Genomic DNA, 25,915 nt, shown 5'->3' on the forward strand with positions numbered 1-25,915 from the left:
TAAACCATGCCATCAAGACGACGATTTCTTGGCCAGCTGGGTGCCACCAGTGCGTTGCTGGCAGGCAGCGAAACGCTGGCCAATGCCGCATCGCGGGGGCTATACGCTGGGTCTACTCACTTGCTGACGCCCCTTGCTCCACGGTCGGCCGCCGATACGATCAACATCGGCCTGATCGGCGCCGGTATCATTGGGCACTACGATCTGAACTGCATCCTGAAGGTGCCTGGAACAAAGGTTGTGGCCGTGGCTGACCTCTACCAGCCGCGCCTCGTCCGGGCCAGGGAAGTCTGGGGGAACGACCTGTTTACGACCCGCGATTACCGGGAGGTACTGGCCCGCAACGACGTCGATGCGGTGCTCATCTGCGTACCCGATCACTGGCACGACCGCATCTCGATCGATGCACTCCGGGCGGGTAAGCACGTCTACTGCGAAAAGCCGATGGTTCACCACATCGAGGAAGGCAGGGCGGTGATCGATGCGCACAAAAAATCAGGAAAAGTCTTTCAGGTGGGCAGTCAGCGCGCCAGCAGTGCGGCCGTACTGGAAGCCAAAAAGCGCTACGAAGCGGGTGATATCGGCGAACTGACGTCGGTAGAGACCTTCCTCGACCGGACCGATGCGCTGGGGGCCTGGCAGTACACCTTGCCGCCCAATCTCGACCCGAAGGATGTAGACTGGGACCGGTTTCTGGGCGACGCTCCCAGGCGCCCGTTTCAGGCCGAACGGTTCTTCCGCTGGCGGAACTATACCGACTACGGAACCGGCGTGGCGGGCGATCTCTTCGTGCACCTGATCACCGGTCTGCACACCATCACCGGCTCGCAGGGGCCGACCCGCATTTTCGCGCTGGGTGACCTGAACTTCTGGAAAGATGGCCGCGACGCCTATGATCTGGTGACGGCCATTATGGATTACCCCAAAACCGACAAAAATCCGTCGTTCCAGTTCACCACGCGGGTCAATCTGGCCACCGGGGCCGGGGGCGACATTCATACGCGGCTGGTGGGAACGGAAGGCGTGATCGACATCGGCTGGAACTCGTTCGTGATGAACCGGCTCAAACGGCCCAATGCCCCCATGTACAGCACGGGCTACGATGCCCTGTTCACCTACCCGAAGGCCATGCAGGACGAGTTTATCCGGCAGTATGAGCAAAAATATCCGGCCGATCAGTTTTCCCGCACCGTAAAAAACGAACCGGCCGTTGCTTTCAACACACCTGCCGGATACGACGACCGGCTCGATCATATGATTGTCTTCGTTAATGCCGTCCGGGCAAACAACCCGTCGATGGTGATCGAAGATGCCGAATTTGGGCTACGGGCGGCCGCCCCTTCGCTGGCGGCCAACCTGAGTGCCCGCCAGCGTAAAGTCATTAATTGGGACCCTGTCGCCATGAAACTGATTAAAACCACTTGATATGCAACAAATTGCTATGCTTGGCGGCGGCTTCATAGGCCGCTTCTACGCCGAATCCCTCCACGGTCAGCGCAGCCGCGACCGAGTCATTGCCATTTACGCCCGCCGCGAAGAAACCGCGCAAAAATTTGCCACCGACTACGGCTGCGCTATCTGGTCGACCGATATGGAAACCGTCATCGCCCACCCCGACGTGACCATGGTCTGCATTGCCCTGCCCAACAACCTCCACGCCCCGGCCGTGGCACTCTGCGCCAAACACAAAAAGAACGTGGTCTGCACCAAACCCCTGGGCCGCACCGCCGACGAAGCCCGCCACATGATGCAACTGGTGGAAGATGCGGGCATTTTTGGCGGCTATCTCGAAGACCTTTGCTATTCGCCTAAGTTTCTCAAAGCCCTCGACACGGTGAAAAGTGGCTCGCTGGGACGCATTCTGTGGGCCAAATCGCGGGAGACCCACCCCGGCCCCCACTCCAACTGGTTCTGGGACAAAGAGCAGGCTGGCGGCGGCTGCATGCTCGATCTGGGCTGTCACTGCGTCGAAATCGCCCGCAATTTCATTGGCAAAGACGTTCGACCCGTGGAGGTGATGTGCTGGGCGGCCACGCAGGTGAAGCCCATCGACGCCGAAGACCACGCCATTGCGCTGGTGAAGTACGAAAACGGGGCCATCGGTCAGTTTGAGGTGAGCTGGACCTTCCGGGGCGGCATGGACCTGCGCGACGAGGTGATGGGCACCGAAGGCACCATCTGGATCAACAACTTTCTGCGCACGGGCTTCGAGATGTTCACCACCGGCAAAGCAGGCGATTATGTGGCCGAGAAGGCCGAAAGCAACGCGGGTTGGCTGTTTCCGGTTGGCGATGAGGTGAATGACCTGGGCTACAACCACATGTTTACCGACATGTTCAGCGCCTGCGAGGAAGGTCGCGCCCCGGCCGAAACGTTCTACGATGGGTACGTGGTGAACGCCATTCTGGACGCAGCCTACAAGTCGGCGGAGACCAAGCAGTGGGAGCCGGTGCAGCTACCCGTCTGGCGCGGACAGGAAGGACTTACCCAGGAGAAAACCCTGACCGACTACGACGCCGACCACTACCTGATCAAAGAGGAAATCACCCACGACGGCCGTCACAAGCTGATTCTGAAAGAAAAAACAGGCGGCAAGATCGTGGAGAGAGACCTGCCCTAATCCCTTATTACCATGAACCTGATCGGAAACATCAACCAATTCGACGCGATTGTGATTGGCTCGGGCATCAGCGGTGGCTGGGCGGCCAAAGAGCTCGCCCAAAAAGGATTACGCACGCTCGTGCTGGAGCGCGGCCGCCCGGTTGAGCATGTGAAGGATTACCCGACCACGCTGTCGAGCCCCTGGGAGATGACCCACCGGGGGCGCTACCCGCTCGACGTGCTGGCTCAGAGCCCTACGCAGGCCAAGGTCAGCTACGCATTCAATGAGTTTTCCGGTCAGTTTTTCGTAAAAGATACCGACCACCCGTACCAGCAGACTAAACCGTTCGACTGGATTCGGGGCTATCAGGTGGGCGGCAAATCGCTGAGCTGGGCGCGGTGGACGCAACGGTGGGCGCCCTTCAATTTTGAAGATAACCTCAAAGACGGGCACGGCGTCGACTGGCCCATCCGTTACGCCGATCTGGCTCCCTGGTATAGTTACGTCGAAAAATTTGCGGGTATCAGCGGGATTAAAGACGGGTTATCGACGCTGCCCGACGGTGAATTCCTGCCGCCGTTTGAGATGAATTGCATCGAGAAAAGCGTGCGCGATGCCTGGAAAAAACAATATGCCGACCGCCACCTGATCATCAGCCGAACGGCTAATCTCAGCAAAGCCCAGCCCGTTCATCTGGCCCTGGGCCGGGCCGATTGCCAGTCGCGCAACTGGTGCGGGCGAGGCTGTCTGTATGGGGCCTATTTTAGCAGCAATTCGGCTACCCTGCCCGCTGCGGCCAAAACCGGTAAACTGACCATCCGCCCGTTCTCGGTGGTTCATTCTATTATCTACGACGAGAAGAAAGGCCGAGCGACGGGTGTGCGGGTGATCGATACGAACACCAAAGAGATGACCGAGTATTATGCCCGCGTTATTTTCGTCAACGCGGCTACGCTCAACTCCACGCTGATTCTGCTCAACTCGACCTCGGGCCGTTTTCCGACTGGGCTTGGCAACGATAGTGGCGCACTCGGTCACTACCTGATGGACCATAATTATCGGGGGCGGGTCAGCGGGGTTTACGAGGGAACCGACCTGAATGATCGTTATTACTACGGCCGACGCCCCACAGGTACGTATGTGCCCCGCTTCCGGAATGTACTGGCCGATGCACAGCGCGATTTTGTCAGGGGCTATGCTTATGCCTGTGGCGGCGGACGGGCCGGTTGGGAACGTGGTAATGCAGTGGAAGGCTTCGGTGCCGATTTCAAGGATAACCTGTCGCGGCCGGGTGGCTGGTCGTTTAGTATGACGGCTATGGGTGAGATGCTGCCCCGCTACGAAAACCACGTGAAACTGAACACCGACGCGAAAGATCAGTGGGGCATGCCAACCCTCGATATCGACTGCGCCTGGGGCGAAAATGAAGACCGCATGACGCTCGACGCCATTGAGCAGGCTAAAGCGATGATGGAAGCGGCGGGCATCCGGGTTACGGCGGCTATTGATAATAAACAGCCGCCTGGCCTGGCGATCCACGAAATGGGCACCGCCCGCATGGGGCGCGATCCGAAAACGTCGGTTCTGAATAAATGGAATCAACTCCATTCGGTCAAGAATGTGTTTGTGACTGATGGAGCTTCCATGGCGTCGTCGGCCTGCCAGAATCCTTCACTCACCTACATGGCCCTAACGGCCCGGGCTGCTGATTATGCCGTTCGGCAGCTCAAAGCAGGTACGTTGTAGTTGCTTATGCACATCAAATTCTACGCCCCAGAGTGGGGGAATGCCCTCCCGTTTGCCGAGTTTTGCCAGAGCGTGAAAGCCGCTGGCTACGATGGGGTTGAAATGGCGCTGCCACTTGATCCTGCTGAAAAAAAGAGCCTGCTGGGTACGTTGCAGCAGTATGGTCTTGAGTTGATCGGGCAATACTGGCAATCGGTTGAGCCGGATCTGGACGCGCATTGCCGAAGCTACGAAACGTACCTGCGCCACCTGATCGACGCCCGGCCCGTTCTGGTGAACTGCCAGACAGGCAAAGACTTTTTCACCCCGGAGCAGAACCGGCAACTGTTCGATCTGGCGGCCTGACTTTCGGCCGAAACCGGGGTTAAGATGTCTATACTTTCCACGGAGGAACAAGTTAAAGATAGAACAATCCATGGTTAGGCTAAGATACTTCAGTTGCCTGCTCTTGAAATAACTGCGCTACATCAGTTTTCGAAATGATTGATAACAACCCGGCTGGTATGAAATACCTGTTGGCATGTTTTTAAGAGTAATCGTCAAACGCTTATCCTGAGTGATCCGATACGTGTAAACTGTCCAGCCCGATTTCCTCTTTCTGGACTATCTAATATAGGGTAATGCGAGGTGCGTTTCGCCGAAACAGGTGTATGCAATGTCACTGGCCGGTGTTGAGCTTTACCTCCCGGAACATGAACGGATTGTCACTACGTCTCAGCTCCTTTCCGCTGACAGTCGTAATGTTTCTGAGGGTAACCTCTTTGGTAATCACATAGGGGAATTTTTCCCGGTAGGACTGGTCCGTCATTTGCGGATTGATATTGGCGAAAATGGCAGGTCCCCGGTAGTTTTCAGGGTGCTGTGAGTCGTCGATTCGAAGGTTGTCAATGGTGATTTGCTCCGGCATATAGCAGGTGTAGCCAAAATCGTGCTCACCTGAATAGGAGCCACTGATCAGGGCGACACTGGTTTGCCGAGCGTCGGCCGGCACAAAAACACAGTTGCGAATCACCAGTTCTCCCTGCCAGGTGCTGCCGTAGTCGGGGCGTAAATTAACCAGACTTCTGCCACGGATGGTCGAATTCTCGATCAGCAGGAGGCCGCTGCCAATGGCATTGATTCCCATGTGGCCCAGCGTTGAGTTGCGTATGGTGGCATTGGCAACGCCCTGATGCGCATCAAACCGAGAGAGGGTACACCCATCATAAAGCAGATTCTTACAGAAATTAGACCCCAGGATGCCCCAGTATCTGGTGTCGTTGATATCATTGGTCTGGCTGCAATTCAGGAACGAAACGTTCAATGCACGGTTTGCAGAGAGGTCATACGTACCCATGGAAACAGGTTTACCCGCTGCGCCAATGGTGCTGTATGTCCGGTGTCCGGTCAGAATCGAATTCTTTATCGTTACGTAGGCGCAGTCACCAATGTTGATAAAGCCTCCGTAGGGCGCACCGTGGTCCCCTTCGCCCTCAATACGGTGTTGCAGGCCGTCAATGATCACATTAGATCGTCGGATGGCGAGGTTACGGTTATAATAGGTATACGCTGACTCGGCTTTATTGGCAATGGTGGTGAAGCGTCCCCCCGTGATCTGTAGCGGTTTCTCATCAATGGGCAGCGCGACCATATCTGTGATTCGGTCGAATGTCCAGATGATCGGAGCATTCATATCAACATTACCGTTTTTGTCTACCACAAACAGATCGGTCTGGGGAGAGCCATTGTTTTGGTTGAGCCCATAGCGGATGTACTGCTTCACAGTAGTATTGGTAACGGTGATCAGGCAGGGCCCAGGCAAAGACACGTCGATTTTTTTCTGGTTCCGCTGAATAGAGGATATGCTTTCCAGCTTAAAGGGTTTGAGGGCTGAACCTACCGTGAACACAGCAGCATTGCGATTTTGCACCTCCGTATCGTCAATGATGAAGGATGCCGTATTGAAATCAGTATCCGTCCGGATGAGTGCTGTTCGCTCTTTCCCGCCAATATAATAGGTGGCTTTCCCATCGGCTTTTACCGAAAGACCGTGAAGATTGGCAAACGCATGGGTGGCAGCAATAGCGTCCATATCATCGGCTTTGCCATCCCCTTTGGCACCAAAATCGCTATAGCGGACCAAGCTGGCAGCTTTGTATTTATCCACGTTCCTGGGGGACACGTTCACCTGTAAGTTCCCGTTTTCATTGGTGTATACCCGGGTTTTCCCATCCAGGGAGGTGATCACTACCTGTTCAGGGGAGCCTTTCGTCTGAGCCTTTACCACTACTGCAGCTAGTACCAGGAGGCATGTCAGGATCAGGTGCGTCATCCTGTTCAGTAGGGTCGTCGTCATTCGTTTCAGATTCAGTTAGCGGGTTATGAATTGGGTGTCAGTCAGGACAGTTACAGTAGGGATAGGTCGTCGAGCTGATTAACTTTACCGGTGGCGACCCCCGAACGCACCTGATCGAAGCCTTGGGGACCTTCTTTTTCAATCGGCTGGGCGTGACTGGTTGTACCGAGAATGCCGAAAGCTGTCGACAGAAGGAGTCATTTCTTAAGTATTCGATTGGCCGACGACCCATTCAGATCGTCGGCGATGAATTTACTTCTTAAAAATTAAGCTGGCATACTGCCGTAGCGACCGGCGCCAGGTTTGCCACTCGTGCAACGTACCTGGCGACTCGTAATAAACGTGCTTGATACCCGCTTTATCGAGCGCTTCGTGGAAGCCCTTCACGCCCGCATACATACGCTCCGGTTCTTTGGTGCCGATGCTGACGTATACTACTTTCATCTTCTTATTGAACGCATCGGCATCGGCAAGGGCACCGTCATACAGCTGTTTGACATCGGCACCAGGCTGCAAGCGACCGGCTCCACTGAATCCGCCGATGTAAGCAAACTTGTCGAGGTTGGTCATTGTGGTCTGGAAGGTCTGAAAACCACCCATCGACAGGCCCGCCATTGCCCGATTATCCCGATCGGTCAACGTTCGAAACGATTTGTCGATCATCGGTATCACTTCCTTGACCAGCAACTCAGGAAAAACATTGGGGGTCATGCCACCGGTTGTGCTAACCGGTTTAGTGGGATCGGTTGCGTAGCCACGTTCCATCACTACGATCATAGGCGTTGCCTTATTCTCGGCAATCAGATTGTCCAGAATCATATCCATTTTACCCTGCGTTGGCCAACCAGTTTCATCTTCGCCCGAGCCATGTTGCAGGTACAGCACCGGATAGCGCTTCTTCGGGTTCTCGTCGTACCCGGCGGGCGTGTATACGTTGGCCCGGCGCCAGGCTTTGGTCATGTCGGAGTAGTAATTGACTGAACGTACCTGACCATGAGCCACATTTTTGGGCTGATAATAGTCCATGTCTTTGTCCGGAATATCGATACCGCTGGCCATCCGTCCCATGCCATAAAACGTTTGACTCGCCGGGTCGCAGATGGCTATACCGTCGGCGATCAGCGAGTAATAGTGAAAGCCCTCACCGACAGGCTCCGTCGTGACGGTCCAGAAGCCGCTGGTATCTTTCACCATGTCGTATTTCTTCATCAAGTCAATCTGCAGTTTGCGGGCATCGGGCGCTTTCACGCGGAATACCACCCGATTGTCGGGCAGTATCTGCGGGTATTTCTGACCCGGAATGTTTGTCGTAGCCGGTACGCCCGTAGTCTGGGCCTGGGCTTGTACTGTCAGAGTCATAACCCCGATCAATACGGCAATGATCTTTTTCATGTGTAAGGATTTAAGAGTTTGGGATACATTATTTCTACTGTGGTGTGATCATCTGATACCTGCCGCTCAAATGCATGAGGCTGAAGACATACAGCAATCCATCATAATACGGATCGAAATAGCCATCGCTGAACGGCTCCAGTTTGGCATTCCACACGGCCCGCACAAAGTCTCGACTGTTCGGTTCGTTGTTGATCAGCGACAGCGTAGCGGCCGTAGACACCAGCCCGATCGAGTGCCGGAGTTTTTTCACTGGCCCGGCCTGCAAAATGAACTCGGGTCGTGAACCATCCAGGTTAAACTGGTCGTCATACGTGTCCATGCCTTTCGAGCGCAGAAAATGCTGAAACCGCTTGGCGTACTCTTCCTGCCAGGCTTTGTCTTTGCCCGACCAGGTATAATCCATAGCAATGTTCATGGGTACCCGCCACGAATCGTAGCGGAAGGCCGAGGGCGACCAGCGGGTGTCGTGTGGTTTACCGCTGAACTCAGTATAGTCGGCGTTGAGGCCCGTGACGGGGTGGCAGGCCCGGTGCAGGAACACCCGCGACGTATCGGCGCAGGCCTTGTAAAATGCTTCATGACCGTCTTTGGCGTATAGCACCCAGGCGTCGTAAAAAGCAGGCAGGTGATAAGACGGGTCGGTCCATGTATAGTTGTTGCCTTCGGGCACAAACGAGATCTGCCTGGCGTCGGTGTTGATCAGGTTGTAAATGTTGCCGGTGCCATCTTTTTTCCACATCGCATCCAGAATCCGCCGGGCTTCGCCATAGTAATTGACACCTGTATTGTTGCCCCATTTGTTGGCTGCGAACAGCAGACTGGTGATGTAATACAACTCGCCGTCGGAGGCTGACCCTTCAGAGTTTTTCTTCATCGTCTGCGGATTGATACTCCAGGCAAAATAGGCTTCGCGAGGGCCGCTTTGGTGTTGCAGGTATTTTTTAGACCAGCGCCATATTCGGTCGAACACGTCTTTTTTGTCAAGTTGAACGGCGATCATCATGCCGTATGATAGCCCTTCGGTCCGGGCATCTTTGTTCTTCACGTCCGACACATACGCCATCGTATCACCGACCTCGAAATACACTTTGTTCGGTCCTTCGAAGACGTCATAATACGCTTTCGCCAGTTTCGCGTCGATGTCGGCCTGTTTGTAGCCTGCTTCAAGAAACAGGTTCCGGTAGTTGCCTGACTGAGTTGTGACCTTCAATCTAGTCGTCTTCTGTTTTTGAGCCACCGCTAGGGGCGTCGTCATCAAAAACAGACCGGTCAATGCTGGTAGCAGCCAGCGATTCCCGGACAAGGTAATAGGTGCCGATTTCATCGTATTCGTTCTTTAGTTAACATGGTTAATCGTAGCGCAGGACTGCCTCTGGATTTCGCTACGTTTATTTAAAAGAAATGGAGCCATCTCCTGTATACTCCGACGTCAGAGTAGACATTCGTTGGCTGTTCTGTCTGAGCTATAGCACGCGACTAGTTTCGAAATTGAAGGACTTTGACTGTAGCGACAGCAGCCTGACCGGCCGGAAATTTCACAAACAGGCCGTGTGTGATGGACTGAGATGCCTTTGACAGCCTGGCTTACCGTTTTCCAGTTCGCCATTCCACCGGTTGAGCTGAACGGAATACTGGCCATTTTTCCCGGCGGTCAGATCGTCAGGCCATACTTCCAACGTACCTGACGTGCCGGCCGAAAGCTGGGCCTGCATCTGTTTGGCAGCTTCTTTTCCGGTACCCAGATCAACGCCCGACAGCATGAACCAGCCGCTCTGCTCATAGTTGCTGGTGACGCCAGCCTCAGCGGTTTCTCCGACTTTTTAGACGCCGAAGTAATTGCGGTACCCAATAACCGGGAGGCTGGCGGTAGCAATGTAAAGGTCTTGCCGGTTTTCATTCGTCCACCAATTTGAGTATCCTTTTTACGTCACAGGTTGGGAAAAGTGAGCTGTGCTCGCTTCAGCTCAATTCACTAGCAGGGCGGCTCCGTTTGTCGGGATTATCCAGTCTACTTCCTGATTTTTCGGCAGTTTTGCCGTAGTTACTTTACCCATCAACTGTGCGTCATCGCTGTATAATTTATATTCGGTACCAGCGGCAATCATGGGTAATTTCAATTTTAGCTTTTGTGGCTCTTTCCGGGCATTCACCCCGGCTATATACCATTTCGTTCCCTGACGGCGAGCCAGTACCACGTACCTACCCGGATAGCCATCTATATAGCGAACTTCGTCCCAGGTAGTGGGCACCGTTTTCATGAAATTGATGGCCCAGTCCGGCGAATCGGTGAGGTTGTTGGGAGCCAGTGCAAAATGCTGAACACTACTCTGAAACAACACCGCCGTAGCCAACGCGTACACGTCGGACGTAACCCGTTTTGAGCCTTTGTTCGGGGTGTTGTTGGCATTGTAGAAGTTGTTAAGCGCGCTGCCGCCAAAATCCATGCTACCCACAGTGTTGCGGATAAATGGATGAATAGTGGCGTTGAATGCTTCCATATCGCAACTACGCTGCGAAAAGGCGAGGTTTTCACTGGCCAAAACCGCTTCGCTCGCCGCGTAATTGGGGTACATCCGTTCCCAGCCACGGGGAAGTGTCGAGCCGTGAAAAATGCACAGGATACCGAAGTCGTTGGCATCGTACAGGATATCCTCGTATAGCTTCATGGTTTCCTGCTTATCCCCGCCAAAATAATCGACTTTGATGCCTTTCACACCGATCTGCTTCATCCAGGCCATTTCCTTCCGACGGGCAATGGTGTTATCCATGATGCCGCGTGGCCCCTGCGGTGCATCGTTCCAATAGCCGTTGGAATTATACCATAGATATAGGCTAACACCTTTACCAGCTCCGTATTTAGCCAGTTCGGCGATTTTTTCGCGACCGATCTGCGTATCCCACAGGGCGTCGACCAGAATGGTTTCGTAGCCCATCGCCGCGCTGAAATCAATATACCTGGTTTGCTCATTGTAGACCGTTCGGCCGTCCATACCGATAATCCAGCTCCAAGAACCCTTCGTGTAACGGTACTGCTGAGAAGCCTCATAGCGGGGTTTGACAACATCGAATGGCACGGTGGTTTCTACGATGGGCGCCAGTGTCTCGCCGACGGTAATCGTACGCCAGGGTGTTTCACCGGGCAAGGGTATACCCGGAGCTGACGTGCCGATGCCGTTATTCTCATCGGGCATCGGAAAGCCAATAGTATATAGGCCGTCAGCATGGCCAATCAGGCGGCTGCCACAGTACCGGCTGTCAACGCCTGTTTCAGAGACTAATACCCAACCGGTATTGTTGACCTTGAACAGGCAGGGAAACGTGTAGCCATTGCCCCGACCGTTTTCGCCCAACGTATCATCAACCGTATAGGGAATTTCGTAGCTGGGCATGGTTCGGGCAAAACCCACCATCGCTTTGCTTTGCGCCGACAGAAACGTGGTAGTACCGGCAGGAAACGCTAATCCTGTTTTCTCTTCATGAACAACGCAGGAACGAGATGCTTTTTGTGGATACACGTTGTACCTGAACGCCACATCGTTGTTGCTGACCCTGAATACTATATCAATGGCCGCAAAATTATCTTTCGAGAGAGAAATGACGCCTTCATTGGCCACATAATGCACCTTGCTCTGCTTGATAGTCGGTAACTCGTAAGCATTGTCAATTTTACTGATCGCCAGTGCCTTTCCTACAGATAGCCCTTCCGTGAAATCACCCACATTAGTTTTTAAACCAAGTGGTGAGTTTGCGACAAACGGTTTGCCGTTTAGTGAAACACTGTAGGTCGGTTTGCCATTGTCCAGCACTAGCGTGACCAGTAATTTTCCATCAGGGCTGCTCACGACTGAGTTTGTCGTTTGTGCATGACTTACGTACGCGGAAACCCAGAGTGGCAATAAAAAAATAAGGTATTTCATAAGAGGTTGATTTACTTCTTGACTAATTCATTAGCGGCACCTGCCAGCATGATGTAGGCCGAGCAGATATCAATAATCACTTCGTTTTCTCCCCATAAGAACGGCCAGTCTTCGCGGTTCTCCGGGAAGTCGGGCTTGAGTACCATGATGCCCGGAACTACCCCACCGGCGATGTAGCTGAAGTCGGCCCGGTTGCTGCCATAGGTGATTTTCTTGGAGCGCGTACCCACCGCCGAGACAAATGAGAGGTTGTGGTACGGGTGGCAACCGAAAATGTAGTTCAGTCCTTTGAAAACGTATTCAGGGCTGATGATTTCCGGGAAATACTTGTTGGCGTGGTAGTTGGTGATGGCCCAGCTGATTACCTGCTGGTTGCTGCCCCATCCACCCCGTGTGCCCGCCGGAACTCCATACGGATTCTGTTTAGTCAGGTCATCGTTCGACGATTTGAACTTGACGACGTAGTCTTTAAGCTTCGACTGGTAATCCTTATCCATAAAGGGATACGCTTGCAAGGCCGCCGTAAGGCTCGGTCCAACGGCCCGATCGAGAGCTGGCCAGATGGCGTCTTTGAATTTTTTGGCGTAGCGGTCGTCCTTGGTCGTAATGAATAGCTGCAGCGCCGCGGCCATCTCAGTATTCCGACGAAACATCGCAAACCGGGATGTGTCTGTGTTGGGCTTTCCGTCGTTCTCATCCCATAGTTTTTTGGCGTACTGTAGCGCCTGCGTGGATAAGGTATCGTTGAATCCTTTCAGCGCCCGGCTGGCGGCGGCCAGGGCAGCGGCGGTGTTGTAGTCCAGAAAAGCGGAGCGCGTAGTAAAGGCCCAGCGGTCGTCCATGGTACCGCTCGATTTACCGTCCGACTCGTATGGTTTCAGGTTCGGGTTGTACGGTAAATTGTCGGTTTCGGTATTCGCATCGCCAAGGTGGTGGTACTGATGCAGGTTCGGCACAATAATGCCTCGTACCGGATGCCCGATGTTTTTCACCTGCGCTACCAGATTGAGCGTGCCGTGCTCGATCTGTTGAAGGAGATCGGGTTTACCGTCGGGCCGGTGAATATCCACGTACTGCCGGGCCTGATCGATGCGGGTTTCGTCGCGGTCGAGCTTCAGCTTTTCCCAGGCCTCAACGAAGTTCAGGATCGTGGTGTTGTGCGAGCCGGTCTGAATGTCGAAATCACCCGCATCGAACCAGCCACCAACGCCCAGGCCGGGAATCCGCTCCAGGGGCTTATACTTCGTGTCGGTTTTATCGCCCATCGAGTAGCCGTCGAAATGCTGTTGATTGAGCGGGGCCTGCAACGCATCGTCCTTAAAGGGTGCCCCGTGCCACACGCGGTAGGCTTCGTTTACCGTCATGTGGTCCATCTGCACCGGAAACCAGACATCGAGTGTTGGGTGCCAGATGTTGCTATATACATCGGCCGCAATGGGGAAAATATTGGTTTTGTGAGTGCCGTACCGGATGTAATAAACACCCGGTTCTTTAACCGAACTGAAATCGAATTTGGCGTAGTTGTAGCGCAGGAATTTCCCCCAGGGTGTCACGGCTCCCTTTAACCTCTCGACCTGTTTGCCATCGGCCATAACCTGAAACAGCGATGCAGTTTTCAGTGCCTGATCGGCCTGGTCGAGTTCAATCACCGCTACTTTTTCCTGATCCGGATTGTAGCCCACCTGTGAAAATTCAAGCACGGGCGCGCGCTTCCAGTTGGGTATCACATTCGGTTCCACGTACCAAGTCAGCACCTTCCCGGTTTTTCCGGCGGGCAGCAAACTGCGGACAATGAACCAGCCGTTCTGAGCCAGGTTCCGCCCGTCGAACAGCATCAACTCTGTTTCTGATTGAATGCTGACCATGTGTTCGGCATCGTCCGGGGCCAACACTATTGTTTTGCCTGTCGTCAGCGGGTCTGGTACGATGAATTCGGGCTTGCCCCGTTCCTCGAATGTATTGTGGATGCCAAACTGCTGAATCTTGGCTGAGAGTGGCTCCGTTTTGGTGTTGCTGGCCGGATACAGGGGGAACGTACCTGGCCTGCCATCAGCCAGATATGATTTCTCGAAATAAGCGGAGGGAACGAACTCCAGATTGAACCCGGCTTTGCCGACGACCTTCGCGGGCAGTGGTTTGTCCAGATACACGTTAATTTCGAAACCATTACCCTTGGCACTCACGATTACCCGAGAGTCGAAATCGACTTCCTGATAACGGAGCCCTACCTCGATGCTGTTGGTTGCTTTATCCACCTTGCGTGACGTCATCTTTGGCACCAGGTCCCATTGTTCAGGCGTGTTTTGCAAGCGTACCGCTCCCCCAGTTGAGGTACGTACCCCGTGGTGAATCATCTCAATACCGGCCGTTTTTTCATCGAAAAACATGCCGTTATACTGGCTGCTGAACACCAGCATATTTAGGCCGGGCACCTCAAAATACTCCGCATCATTTACTTTGATTTTTTGACTGACCACAGGTGTAGCAGTCAGTAAAGACACTGACAGGACCAGTGCCAGAGAGGCTTGAAACATCGATATCGTTTTCATGAGTGAAAGAGGTAACTGGGTTTAGTGATGCCGAACTGGATTGGCCAGGTGTGGCTATTTTGTCGGCAATGCGGTAGTACCTGAAGTCGGCAGAAGCGAAAACTGTATCCTTGAGCAGGACATGATTTTCGCCCACATTGGCTTAATAGTGTTATTTTGACACATTTATATGTAGTATTTATTCATTCACTCTTTCCTAAAGGGCTATCCGTTAGTCTGGTGTTAAGCTGATTCGATTAACCAGGGCAACGTGGGTTATGGACTTCAATAACCGGCTGTAAGGGGCCCATATACAGGCAAGTAGTGGTGTTATTTCTGACCTGACCTTTTTTCACCGTATCAGTATAGACTGCCAGTTTTTTCAATACTTACCAGAGCAGGCGACTTTCTCCCAGGTTCATGCTGTTTAGCTTGTTTTGGCGTCAGGCATCGGTTCAGGCGTAGGCCCTGTGAGTTGATGGCTGTAACCAGTACCGTTTCATTGTTCGGGCCACGCAGAAGTGCCGACGATCGGGTGTCGCCCCGAATCAGTAAGCCACTCTGGGTAGGCTCGAGTGGATTAAAATGGCCACGTCCATCGCCCAGCAGCACAACACCGAGAGAGGCATCTTCCCGGCCCATGTTGACCTCATTTGGATAAAAATTGCCAGTCAAGACGGCGTCCAGATGACCATCGTAGTTAAAATCGTGTACAACTATCCCGAAAGCCGGAGCTACCTGAGCTGGTCGAGGTAAGGCATGTATGGCGAATTTGCCGTGCCCCTGATTTTCGATGTAAGCGCTTTGCAGGTACGTTGCCTGGGCTTTATACGCGTCTTTTAGCTCATCGCTGGTCAGTAAGTCGTCGAAGGTTACGGCAGCATAATCGGCGAAGCGCTGGTATTTTCGGCGGAACTGGATTACCTGCTGATTTAACGCATCGCGTGGAATGGCCGGATAACAAACACCATTGATGTAGTAACCCATCAGCGGATCTATCGTGCCATCGTTGTTAAAATCTTTAGCGATAATCTTGACCGGTTCGTTGGTTGTTGCCTGGTATAGCGTGTTCAGCCCTTCGTTTCCTGCCATGTAGTCGAGGTCTCCGTCGTGGTCAAAATCACCCTGCGCCAGCGTATTCCACCAGCCAGTTGTATTTGGAAGCTGCATTGCGGGCGACTTGAAGCTGCCTTTCTCATTCCTGACTATCGTCAGCGGCATCCACTCGCCAGCCAGCAGCAGGTCGGGCCAGCCATCCTGGTCATAATCAGACCAGAGCGCCGAACAAACCAGGCCAGCCTGCATAAGCGACGGACATACCTGCCGTGTTACGTCGGTGAAGCGATACCCGTTTTTCGACCGGTCGTTTCGCAACAGGTAGCTCCGGGCAGGCAACGGATATTCACCGGGGATCTGACGGCCTCCCACAAACAAATCCAGATCACCATCCCGGTCAAAATCGGCGGAAATTACGCAGGAGCCACTGCCCGATACATCGGGCAGTACGCCGGCAGGAGCCACGCTGAAATGGCCATGGCTGTCATTGATATAGAGTTGATCCTGATAGAATGCCTTGTCGGTCACCGGTCGCTCGTTACCCCCATACACCACGTATAGATCCAGGTCTTTATCGCCATCGGCATCAAAAAACAGGGCGTCTGTTGCTTCCTGATCAGCCTGGGCTGGAAAGGACTTTTTTATAAACCCGCCCGCCGAATTGCGCAAAAGCAAACAGGCTGAACTCCCCCGGTAAGAACCGCCCGCGAAACAGTCATCTAATCCGTCTCCATTGACATCACCGACTGCCAGCGCAAAACCAGAGCGCGACAGCATTTTGAGCTGGGCAGCCCGCTGCTTGAAATCAACAAAATCAGACTCTTGATGCACGAAATCGATGGGATATTTATCTGTGACGTCGGCAAAAAGAGGGCTCTTTACCGGGGTGATGGGTGCATGGGTACCAATCATTGCCTGGGAATATGACAGGGTAAGCGTCTGATCGGCCGAAACGCTTCGTTTGGTTTCCGACCGGCCGCCTGGCCACACAATGCGCATTGAGTCGATTCGGGTGGTTCGGCCCACTCCGAAATGAAGCAACGATTCTACTGACGACAGGTAGCCCCGCACAACGAACAGCTCCGCATACTGCTGCTTGCCCGCTGCCCAAAGCGTGACGTTCGCGCCTATTCCTTGCCGGTTGGCCGAATCACCCTGCAGTTTTATCGTCAGATAATGTTGATCCGGCGCTTGCTCGCGGCTTCGGTTTCGATAAATAAACGCTTCACTATCAATATTGTTAACCGCAATGTCTAGGTCCCCATCATTGTCAAAGTCGGCATAGGCGGCACCGTTTGCGTATGATTTAGAATTAAGTCCCCAGGCCTGGGAAACATCAGTAAAGGCTCCGTTTCTGGCATTGTGGAAGGCGTAGTGCGCGAGTGGCAGCTCAGGCACTTTATCCATCAGTTCAAGCCGTTTCCGGGTATTGTATTCGGTGGTACCAAAACTGGAAAAGTCTTCGGTAAAGGTGATAAAGTCGCGGTCGGTGACGTTTTTGCGGTATCCGTTGGTGATGTACATGTCTTTCCAGCCATCATTGTCGAAATCAGCCAGCAACGTTGCCCAGCTCCAATCCGTCTGGGCCACTCCCGCCATCAGGCCCACTTCCGAGAAGAGGGGCGTAGGGCAGGGGGTAGGGGGCTTTGGGCTTGGGGCGGTGCTTTTCACTCCCAGCCCCACGTTCCACACCCCGAGCTCGTCACCCAGATTCATCTGAAGGGAGTTGCGCATGTACTGCAGATGGTTGTTGTAGCGGGGCGAAATGCTTATTTCTTTGCGGTCATAGTCCTGGCCTCCGAGCATCATCTTCAACCGCTCATTCTCCTTCGGCAGCATGTCGAGCTGCATCAGGTCAATACGGGCGTCGTTATTCAGGTCAGCCGCATCGACACCCATACCATACATACTGGTATGGGTGGTTGCTTCTTTGATGACGTTGGTAAAATGGCCGTTCCCCTCATTCAGGTACAGAATATCACTGCTGGTGAAATCATTGGAGCAATAAATGTCCGGATAACCATCTTTATTGATATCACTGATAACCAGCCCCAAGCCGAGCGCATCGTAGGTAATGCCTGCCTGTCGGGAAACGTCGTTGAAAACCGGATGCCCCGCCGGGCCATTCCCTTCATTTCGGTAAAGCTTCCCCGTGCCGGGGTGCGACCCATCTGATACGACTGGGCGAACATGAGCGGGATTTTGGGAATCAGGCGCCGTGTTCAGTAGAAAAGCGTCCAGATCGCCATCCAGGTCGTAATCAAAAAAAGCGGCTTGCGTGGTAAAGGCCGGATCGGCTAACCCGTAGGCTTTCGCCATTTCTTTGAAAACAAGTTTTCCGCCTGTCAGCCCCTGGTTTACAAAGAGCAGGTTTTCGGTCTGTTTAAGTGATGGGTGGCTGGCAACTGACACGTAGATATCAAGCCAGCCATCCTGGTTGATATCAGTCATCACCGCGCCCGAGCACCATCGATTGGTGGTCAATCCGGCTGCTTCCGTAATATCGTCGAATGCAAATCCGTCGTTGGTCTGTTTCCCCTGATTCAGATACAGGCGGCAACTGACCTGATTGCCGGTGAAGAATACATCCGTGAAACCGTCATTATTAACGTCGCCAGCGGCCACGCCGCCACCATTATAAAAGTTGGTGAACGTGAAGCCATTCAACTGGTCAGAAGGCGTCAGTGAATTGGCAAACGTAATGTGGGTTTGAGTGCTGGATAGTTGCTCAAACAGGGTATCGGGTGCTCTATTACAGGCTAACAGGATGCTGCTCAGCACACTCGCCCAAACTACACGTACCCAGTGCGCTTGCATACTTATCTACTTAAATTTTGGTATGGCAACAATGACACCGGATAATCAAGTGTCATTGTTGCCATAGAATAGCTAATAAGCGAATCGATCAATAGCCAGGGTTCTGCCCTTTAATGCCGACGTTCGTATTGTTGTCAATTTCCTGTTGGGGAATAGGCAACAGTTCTGATTTCCCCTTTACGAAATATGGTAAGGGCTCCGATTTTAGTTTACCCTGCTTCCGCCACCGCAGCAGGTCGTGATTCCGAATTTCTTCACCACTGAACTCCACACGACGCTCATGCACGATGGCAGCAAATACCTGATCTTTAGTCGACACGGGGTAGTTGGCGGTTGGGTACGCGGGCATGGCTACGCTGGCCCGGGCGCGAACCTGGTTCAGGTACGTGACTGCACTGGCCACATTGCCCAGTTCATTTTCGCATTCGGCCATAGCCAGCAGGGTTTCGGCATACCGCATAATGCGCTGATTGATACCACCCGTCAGGAATCCGCCGGGATCAACCTTATACATCAGGCTATATTTCCGCCAGCTTACCTTCTGTTCTTTACCGTCTACGACAGAGGTATTGCCGGCCTGAGCCGCGTCGGTCAGTACAGTCTTACCGCTGTTGAACGTGTCGCCGGTAGTATAAAACGATTTGGCATACCGGGGATCAATTTTTGCATCGCCTTTGGTGGGTCGCTCAAATTCGGCCAACAGGCTGTTGGATGGAATCAGGTTGCGCCATCCGACTGCCGAATACTCCTGCGTCCGAACGGTTTCTTCACCGGCAGCTGCGCCATCAGCGTCTCCGTTCCAGTTGAACGAACCGCCCGATGGTAAAAAGTTAACCTCCCAGATCGACTCTTTATTGAACTCGCCTTCTTCCGTAAAATTATCGGAGAATTCGCTTGCCAACTGGTACAAACCTGAGCTAATCACCTTCTGCAATTCGACTTTAGCATTGGTATAATCACCCTGCTGCATATACACACGGGCCAGCAGCATCTGTGCGGCTCCTTTGGTTGCCCGTCCCTGGTTCGAGGCATCGTAGGTAGCGGGCAGGGCATCCTGAGCGGCTTTCAAGTCGGCAACGACAAACGCATATACATCCGCTTCCGGCGCGCGCGCTGCTGCACCAGCCAGCGATGTTACGTAACTCTTGTAGAGCGGAACTCCACCCCACATACTAACCAGGTCGAAATACGCCCAGGCCCGCAAAAACTTCGCTTCGCCCACTGCCTGCGTAGAAACAGCCGCTGTTAATGCGGTTGCCGTAGCCGCTTTGTCGATCACCACATTGGCCCGGTGAATGAGCCGATAATCCCCCGTCCAAACGGAACCTACCAGGGCATTACTGGCATCGTACGTACCCAGTAGTAACTGGGCGCGTGGTACTTCGAGCCCCGCACCGCCGGGCGCCATATCGTCAGAGCGCAGGTCGTGGGTAAACCACCATTCCCGTGCCACCAGATTTGTTGACTGAAGCGCTGCATACGCCCCATTTATTGCACTCCTTATCTGGACGTCATTCTGGAAATAACTGTCGGTAGTAACCGCGTTCGGATTAAGCTGATTTAAAGCGTCTTCTTTACAGCTCACTGTTGCACCCAACAGTAGCACGCTAACCAGGAAATATGACTTTTTCATAGAATTATAATTCTAGGGTGTTGATAAGCTGATTAGAACGTAAGCTGAAGGCCAGCCAGTATGGTCCGGGCCTGTGGGTAGTTGGCATAGTCGATCCCGTTGCGCAGCAATGTGCCGTTCCGCGAGCCAATTTCGGGGTCATAGCCGGTGTATTTGGTGAACGTCAACAGGTTCTGGCTCGAGACGTACACCCGTACTTTGCTCACTACACCATTGGTTAAACCACCCAGCGTTTTCACGGGGATCGAGTAGCCGATGGTCAGGTTCTTGACGCGCATGTACGAACCATCTTCAATAAACCGATCGGAGGTACGGCTGTTATTATTAGGGTCGCCACTAACCGACCGTGGAACATCGGTATTGGTATTGGTAGGTGTCCAGGCATTCAGCACAGCCGGGCCGGCATTGAATAACCGGAGCTGACCCTGCGTGACAACTTTTGTACCGTTATAAAGCTTGTTCCCCTGTACCCCTTGTATGTACAGCGTAAAGTCGAAATTTTTGTACGAGCCTGAAAAGTTAAAACCATAGTTGAACTTCGGTATGTAACTGCCCAGGTAGGCCCGGTCATCGGCATCGACTTTTCCATCGGGTTTGCCCGTTAGGTTACCCTGCGCGTCGCGACCGTTGATATCTTTGAACTTAATATCACCGGGCGCTGCATTGGCCTGATAAGGTGTTTTGTCGTTACCATCAAGGGCGTTAGCCGCATTAATGGCAGCCTGGCTCTGAAAAATACCATCGACCTGATAGCCGTAGAACGATTGAATTGCCTGCCCAACTTCGGTTTTGGTTATGTCGTATCCGCCGTAGTCAGCATCCTGGCCAGCATAGATCGAAGCCGTTGGTGTGGCCAGACTCAGTACCCGGTTGCGGGTAATACCGACGTTGGCCGACACGTTCCCGCGGAAATCTCCCTTATTGTAGTTATAGCCAGCCTGGAATTCATAACCCCAGTTTTTCATGCTACCAATGTTGGCTACCGGCGCGTTGCTATAACCAATAGAGTTCGGAATCGGTACGGCCAGAATCAGGCCATTCGTGTTCCGGTTGTATACTTCGAATGAAAAGGTGAGCCGGTTACTAAACAAACCGCCATCTATGCCAAAGTTGACCATGTCGGTCGTTTCCCATTTCAGGTCGGTGTTTCCCAGCCCATTGAAATACGAACCCAGGCCATTAGCTGAACCGAAGGGATAAGCCGTTGCATCGGCCTGCACCAGCGACTGCCAGGCGTAGTTGCCAATACCGTTGAAGCCGGTCTTACCATAGCTGGCACGCAGTTTCAATTCCGAAATCTGAGTCAATGATTTCATGAACCCTTCCTGATTGATGCGCCAGCCTACAGACGCCGATGGGAAGTTGCCCCACTTGTTGCCGGGAGCAAACAACGAAGAACCATCACGCCGGATCGATGCACTAAGCAGGTACTTACCGGCATATTCGTAGTTGATACGACCTACGTACGAAATCAACTCCGTTACATAGCGCGCACTGTTTACCGACGGATTGCTTACGCCCTGAATTACATCCAGATCGTTGTTAGGCCGGGTGCCGGAGCCGTTCAAATTGGTGAACGTTGATTTTTGGTTTTCAGCCACTGCCAGCACGTTTACGCTGTGTTTACCAAATGTCTTATCGAACGTAAGCTGGTTGGTAAATGTCTGCGTGATGTTGGTGCTGCGGTTATCGGTAATGGTGGCTGATGTACGGCCGCTATACCCATCGTTGTAGATCGGCAAAAATCCGTTTGTTGTGCCAAAACCCAGATCAGCTCCGTAGTTGAAGCGGTAACGGAGGTTGGCCGGAAGCTTCACATCAGCGTATACCGTTGCGAATGCTTTCAGGAATTTGTTTTTGGTAATATCCAGTGCTGGCGCGCGAAGCGGGTTTTCCGGGTCGGTTCCGTCCAGCGCGGTCGGGGCGCTATAGCCGCCCACTTTCGTCGGATCGGTTGCCGGCCAGTAGGGAGGCATCCGTAGCGCGTGCATCAACTGGGAGCGGTTACCGGTTGTTTCAGGGCGCTGGTTACTATACGAAGCGGTCAGTGTCTGGCCGAACGACAGGAACTTAGCTACCTGGTGGTCTGAATTAAGCCGGAGTGACCCCCGCTCGAAACTGGTACCCTGTTGAATCCCCTGCTGATTAAAATAGCTGCCGGAGGCAAAAAACCGGGAAACAGCGTTACCACCCGAAAGTGATAGTTGCTGCTGCTGAATGGGCGCGGCGCGGAATAACTCGTTTTGCCAGTTGGTCTCTGTCTGGGCAAAGGTCTGAGTAGAACCGGCATAGATAGGTGTGTTCAGGTTGCTTAGGCGAGTGGGCAGCGGAAAACCAGCGGCCGATGTCAACGCTGTTGCATACTTCACGTACTGATCGCGGTTAAGCACGTCGATTTTGTTCCAGGCGCTTTGCGTACCCACGTACGAGTCGAGGGTAATGCGGACCCGATTGTCCCGGTTTCCTTTTTTGGTCGTGATGAGTACGACGCCATTAGCTGCCCGTGAACCATAAATGGCGGCTGAGCTGGCATCTTTCAACACTTCCAGCGATTCAATATCGTTCGTATTGAAGCTATTGAGATCGCCGGTTGGTACGCCGTCGATCACGTACAGTGGACCCGAACCGTAGTTGATCGATCCAACGCCCCGAATCTGTACAGTAGGTGACGTACCTGGTCCCCCGTTGTTAACGACGGATACACCCGGTACGCGTCCCTGAAGGGCGGCCGACAAGTTCGGCACGGGTAGGGCGGTAAGTTCTTTGGTCGTTACTGTCGACACCGCGCCTGTTAGCGACGAGCGTTTCTGAGTGCCATATCCTACCACAACGACTTCTTCCAGCGAACCGGCATCGGACTCCAATGATAGATTGATAATTGATTGACTACCTACAGTTACTTCCTGTTTTTTGTAACCAATGTAGCTGAATACCAGTACCGAATTGCCATTGGGTACGTCAATACGAAACGCCCCACGGGTATCAGTGGTTGCTCCTCTTACTGTTCCTTTGAGTTGAATAGTCACCCCTACCAGAGGGATTCCATTTTCATCAAGCACGGTACCTGTTACTGGTTGATCGGCCAGACGGGCCCAGGCATTCACCGTTAGGGCATGAGCGATAATAAGCGTGTAGAGTCCAATCCATATGAGCTTACGTAAAGACGCATGGATTTGTAATTGTTTAGACATAATTTTAAGGGTTTGTTGGTTTTTCAACGGACAAAAAAATCCCTGCATCCGATTTCGGATGTTCTCTCGCAGGAACAAAAAGGGAGCTACGGAGTCAGTAATGCGCCAACATTGCTGACTCTTTTTTTATGCATAAAGCATAGCATTGGGCATAGGCGGAAGGGGAGTCGGGTTTAATTTAAATTGGTTGTAATGGGCTAATGACGGGTAAACTCAGTTCGTGAATGTGTTCTGCTCTAATTCTATTGCGTCTCACTCCTGACTAAGGGGTGAAATAGAGTAGACCGGCTTTCTTCCAAGTTAGTCAAGTTTACGCCGTCTTGTCAAAACTTTACTGTTCCTATCAAATAACTATTAATTTTTATGTGTCAAAATGACACTTTCTTATTTGTGAGGTTACGAAGGTTTTACTTGAAAGCAAGCTGCGATTGATAGTGAAGGGAGAAGATGGCTACTTAATAATGCCAATATTTAAAGTGAAAATACTATTTATTACTGACTTGTCAACCTGCTAATCATATCTTGATATATATCAGTCATATTATTACATATATTAGTCAAGTTATTACATAGACTATACAATCAGACCATGGAGTACCACATACAGTAGCCTCCTTTACCTGACCCAATAGGGACAAAAGGAGGGCAGAAACAGGAAACTCACGTAATAGCCGTGCGAGAATTTGTAGTCTACTAAGGCTTCGCCGCTTCGGACGTTGAATAGGTCACCCAAATGAAGTAGTAGATCGCTAAATACAGGTAGTAAATCGACCACCAAGAAACGTAAAAGCCTGAATACGAGCGTATTAAGGCTTTTTACTACGACAACTGTTGTGTAAGTTGTGACCACGGGGAGACTACAATAATTTGTCTTAACTATCTGTTGATGAGATAGTTAATTGTGCCCTATTCTTTTTTGGTCGGATAATGGGTCTTACTTTCTACTCAACTCCCCCACCAACAATTTCCAACACCCGCCATATCGAGTTAATATCTTCTCGTTTCACATGCACGTATCCAGCTTGCTCATTATCAGCGTACAGGGTTAGATACTCCTTCGTCAGCAAGTCATTCTCCTTTACGCGACGTATCACCAATACACTCCGGTAACTGACCGCCACAAGAACAGAGTTTAAGTACTCCCAATCTGCAATAGGTACAGTACGCGCTAGAAGCACTGTGTATACTGCGCCCCTGAAACCGGACCACTTATCTGAATAACGAAATTGTTAGCGGTCCGCCGCTGCGGTATTGCTTTTGCCCAATTGGTTTGTACTCCTTTTTGCCCCCTCTAGTACCTGTTCTGGCGTTTGATAGGCCAGTGCCTGATGAAAGCGTCGACGGTTATAAAACTCAAAATAGGCCTGTAAACCAGTCTCCAACTGCCAGCCATCGGCGTAGGCCTTCAAGTAACTATCTTCCTATTTCACCACTCGCCAAAGGCGTTCCACCGCAGCGGCGGACCGTAAACATATTGTCCAGTGCTCTGCCTTTCCCATCCATTGAAATTTGAACATTGGCTTCCAGGAACAAAGCCGTGAACACGTCAGCCGTGAACTGGCTGCCTTGATCCGTATTAAAAATGGTAGGTGCAGGATAATTGACCAGCGTTTCACTTAACACCCGGCTGCACCATTCAGCGGCCATTGTATTGGAAACGGACCACTTGAGCACATACCGGCTGTGCAGATCAATGAGCGCTATTAAGTACATATAGCCTGTCTGCATGGGTACATAAGTTATGTCAACGGTCCGCCGCTGCGGTCGCCCAAACCTGATGCACCCGGTCGATCGTTAAGCCGCGTAACAGATACGGGTAAATGCGGTGACCAATTGCGGGCTTAGATGTATTGATTCTGGCATAAATAGCCTCTATACCAATTAGTTTCATCAGTCTGCGTACCGCGGCGGCGGACCGTCCGCTTGTGATTCACCCTATAGCCTGCGTGAGTTAGTACAAGCTGCATTTTTCGATACCCGTAGAAAAGGGTCAGCAGATACTGCTCGTCCAACAAACGCATCAGCAGTAGATCTTCCGGGTCTGCCACCACAGGCTGGTAATAATAGGCTGAACGATGTAATCCAACCCACCGGCATTGCTCCCGCAGACTGCCTGGGGCGGCTGGGTCAACCAGCGCACGGCGTTGAGAGAGGCTCATTATGGTAATTTTTTTTAAAGAAAGTGAGCTCCATTTGTAGCCGTCCGATCTGCTCGTAAAGCAGGGCGACATCGGGTTCAGTCGAAATTATTGCTGGTTTGTGAGCGGCCTCGAACCAAGTCGAAGCCAAGTCCATAAACTGCTTCTTCCAGTCACTAATCTGGTTTGGATGTAGTTCATGCCGTTTGCTGATTGTCGCTAGTGTCTCTTTCTCCTTGAGGACTTCGAGAACGACTTTAAGCTTGAAGTCGGCACGGTCCGCCGCCGCGGGAAAACTTACGCTTGGTCTTGCCTTTCATACGGGTCTAAATTTAGCCCGTTATCCAACTTAACAAGTGGTCCTAAATATGGGGCGCACCATAGTATTACTGGGGCGGTCGTCGCCGAGTAATCCAGGGGCTGAGTAGACTGAGCCCGAAGGGGTTCGTCGATTAGCCATGTACTGACGAGATAGAGCCCCACGAGTAGGTAGCGCATAAAGTAGCCGGTTTAAGTACTAAAGCAAAGCTACTTTAACGACCGGATGCAAGAGTCAG

General features: G+C 52.4%; 16 protein-coding genes and 1 pseudogene. 4 read left to right on the forward strand and 13 right to left on the reverse strand.

What is annotated here, in order from left to right; all coding sequences use genetic code 11:
• Nucleotides 1-6: 6 nt before the first annotated feature.
• Genes J2I46_RS11235 through J2I46_RS11250 form a run of 4 tightly spaced genes read left to right on the forward strand, consistent with a single transcriptional unit; the run spans nt 7 to nt 4,693 of the window.
• The gene (locus J2I46_RS11235) at nt 7-1,425 is read left to right on the forward strand and encodes a Gfo/Idh/MocA family protein (protein WP_207329087.1); all 1,419 of its coding nucleotides are present in this window, start codon (nt 7-9) and stop codon (nt 1,423-1,425) included.
• A gap of 1 nt (nt 1,426) precedes the next feature.
• Nucleotides 1,427-2,620, forward strand: a complete 1,194-nt coding sequence (locus tag J2I46_RS11240) for a Gfo/Idh/MocA family protein (RefSeq protein ID WP_207329088.1) — start codon at nt 1,427-1,429, stop codon at nt 2,618-2,620.
• Nucleotides 2,621-2,632: 12 nt separating this feature from the next.
• The gene (locus tag J2I46_RS11245; protein WP_207329089.1) at nt 2,633-4,348 is read left to right on the forward strand and encodes a GMC oxidoreductase; all 1,716 of its coding nucleotides are present in this window, start codon (nt 2,633-2,635) and stop codon (nt 4,346-4,348) included.
• Nucleotides 4,349-4,354: 6 nt separating this feature from the next.
• Complete coding sequence (locus J2I46_RS11250) at nt 4,355-4,693, forward strand: IolE/MocC family protein (RefSeq protein ID WP_207329090.1); 339 nt, start codon at nt 4,355-4,357, stop codon at nt 4,691-4,693.
• A gap of 313 nt (nt 4,694-5,006) precedes the next feature.
• On the opposite strand, the gene J2I46_RS11255 is transcribed toward J2I46_RS11250, so the two are convergent.
• The 13 genes and pseudogenes from J2I46_RS11255 to J2I46_RS33490 all read right to left on the reverse strand — a co-directional run.
• Entirely contained in the window at nt 5,007-6,683 is a 1,677-nt protein-coding gene (locus J2I46_RS11255; protein WP_374758078.1) for a hypothetical protein, read from the reverse strand.
• A gap of 252 nt (nt 6,684-6,935) precedes the next feature.
• Complete coding sequence (locus J2I46_RS11260; RefSeq protein WP_207329091.1) at nt 6,936-8,075, reverse strand: alpha/beta hydrolase-fold protein; 1,140 nt, start codon at nt 8,073-8,075, stop codon at nt 6,936-6,938.
• A 34-nt stretch (nt 8,076-8,109) separates the two neighbouring features.
• Nucleotides 8,110-9,333 carry a family 8 glycosyl hydrolase gene (locus J2I46_RS11265; protein ID WP_229379687.1) on the reverse strand — a complete coding sequence of 408 codons (1,224 nt, stop codon included), beginning with the start codon at nt 9,331-9,333 and terminating at the stop codon, nt 8,110-8,112.
• 280 nt (nt 9,334-9,613) lie between these two features.
• Nucleotides 9,614-9,838: a hypothetical protein gene (locus J2I46_RS11270; RefSeq protein ID WP_207329093.1), complete on the reverse strand. Its 225-nt coding sequence runs from the start codon at nt 9,836-9,838 to the stop codon at nt 9,614-9,616.
• Between the two features lie 204 nt (nt 9,839-10,042).
• Entirely contained in the window at nt 10,043-11,995 is a 1,953-nt protein-coding gene (locus tag J2I46_RS11275; RefSeq protein WP_207329094.1) for a glycoside hydrolase family 97 protein, read from the reverse strand.
• Nucleotides 11,996-12,006: 11 nt separating this feature from the next.
• Nucleotides 12,007-14,544 (reverse strand): glycoside hydrolase family 9 protein, encoded by a 2,538-nt coding sequence (locus J2I46_RS11280; RefSeq protein WP_207329095.1) that lies wholly within the window; start codon nt 14,542-14,544, stop codon nt 12,007-12,009.
• Nucleotides 14,545-14,883: 339 nt separating this feature from the next.
• Nucleotides 14,884-18,396, reverse strand: a complete 3,513-nt coding sequence (locus J2I46_RS11285) for a VCBS repeat-containing protein (protein WP_207329096.1) — start codon at nt 18,394-18,396, stop codon at nt 14,884-14,886.
• Between the two features lie 88 nt (nt 18,397-18,484).
• The gene (locus tag J2I46_RS11290) at nt 18,485-20,029 is read right to left on the reverse strand and encodes a RagB/SusD family nutrient uptake outer membrane protein (RefSeq protein ID WP_207329097.1); all 1,545 of its coding nucleotides are present in this window, start codon (nt 20,027-20,029) and stop codon (nt 18,485-18,487) included.
• Between the two features lie 32 nt (nt 20,030-20,061).
• Nucleotides 20,062-23,220, reverse strand: coding sequence for a SusC/RagA family TonB-linked outer membrane protein (locus J2I46_RS11295; RefSeq protein WP_207329098.1), 3,159 nt, complete (start codon nt 23,218-23,220; stop codon nt 20,062-20,064).
• 1,229 nt (nt 23,221-24,449) lie between these two features.
• Nucleotides 24,450-24,629 (reverse strand): integrase core domain-containing protein, encoded by a 180-nt coding sequence (locus J2I46_RS11300; RefSeq protein WP_207329099.1) that lies wholly within the window; start codon nt 24,627-24,629, stop codon nt 24,450-24,452.
• 4 nt (nt 24,630-24,633) lie between these two features.
• Nucleotides 24,634-24,999 carry a DDE-type integrase/transposase/recombinase gene (locus J2I46_RS11305; RefSeq protein ID WP_310589016.1) on the reverse strand — a complete coding sequence of 122 codons (366 nt, stop codon included), beginning with the start codon at nt 24,997-24,999 and terminating at the stop codon, nt 24,634-24,636.
• Between the two features lie 62 nt (nt 25,000-25,061).
• Nucleotides 25,062-25,379: a hypothetical protein gene (locus J2I46_RS11310; protein ID WP_207329101.1), complete on the reverse strand. Its 318-nt coding sequence runs from the start codon at nt 25,377-25,379 to the stop codon at nt 25,062-25,064.
• Nucleotides 25,348-25,617 (reverse strand): annotated as a pseudogene (locus tag J2I46_RS33490) (transposase); the annotation flags it as partial. The gene J2I46_RS11310 and the pseudogene J2I46_RS33490, both read right to left, overlap by 32 nt.
• Between the last annotated feature and the right edge of the window lie 298 nt (nt 25,618-25,915).

The sequence above is a fragment of the Fibrella forsythiae genome (assembly GCF_017353175.1).
GTDB classification, from domain to species: Bacteria; Bacteroidota; Bacteroidia; order Cytophagales; family Spirosomataceae; genus Fibrella; species Fibrella forsythiae.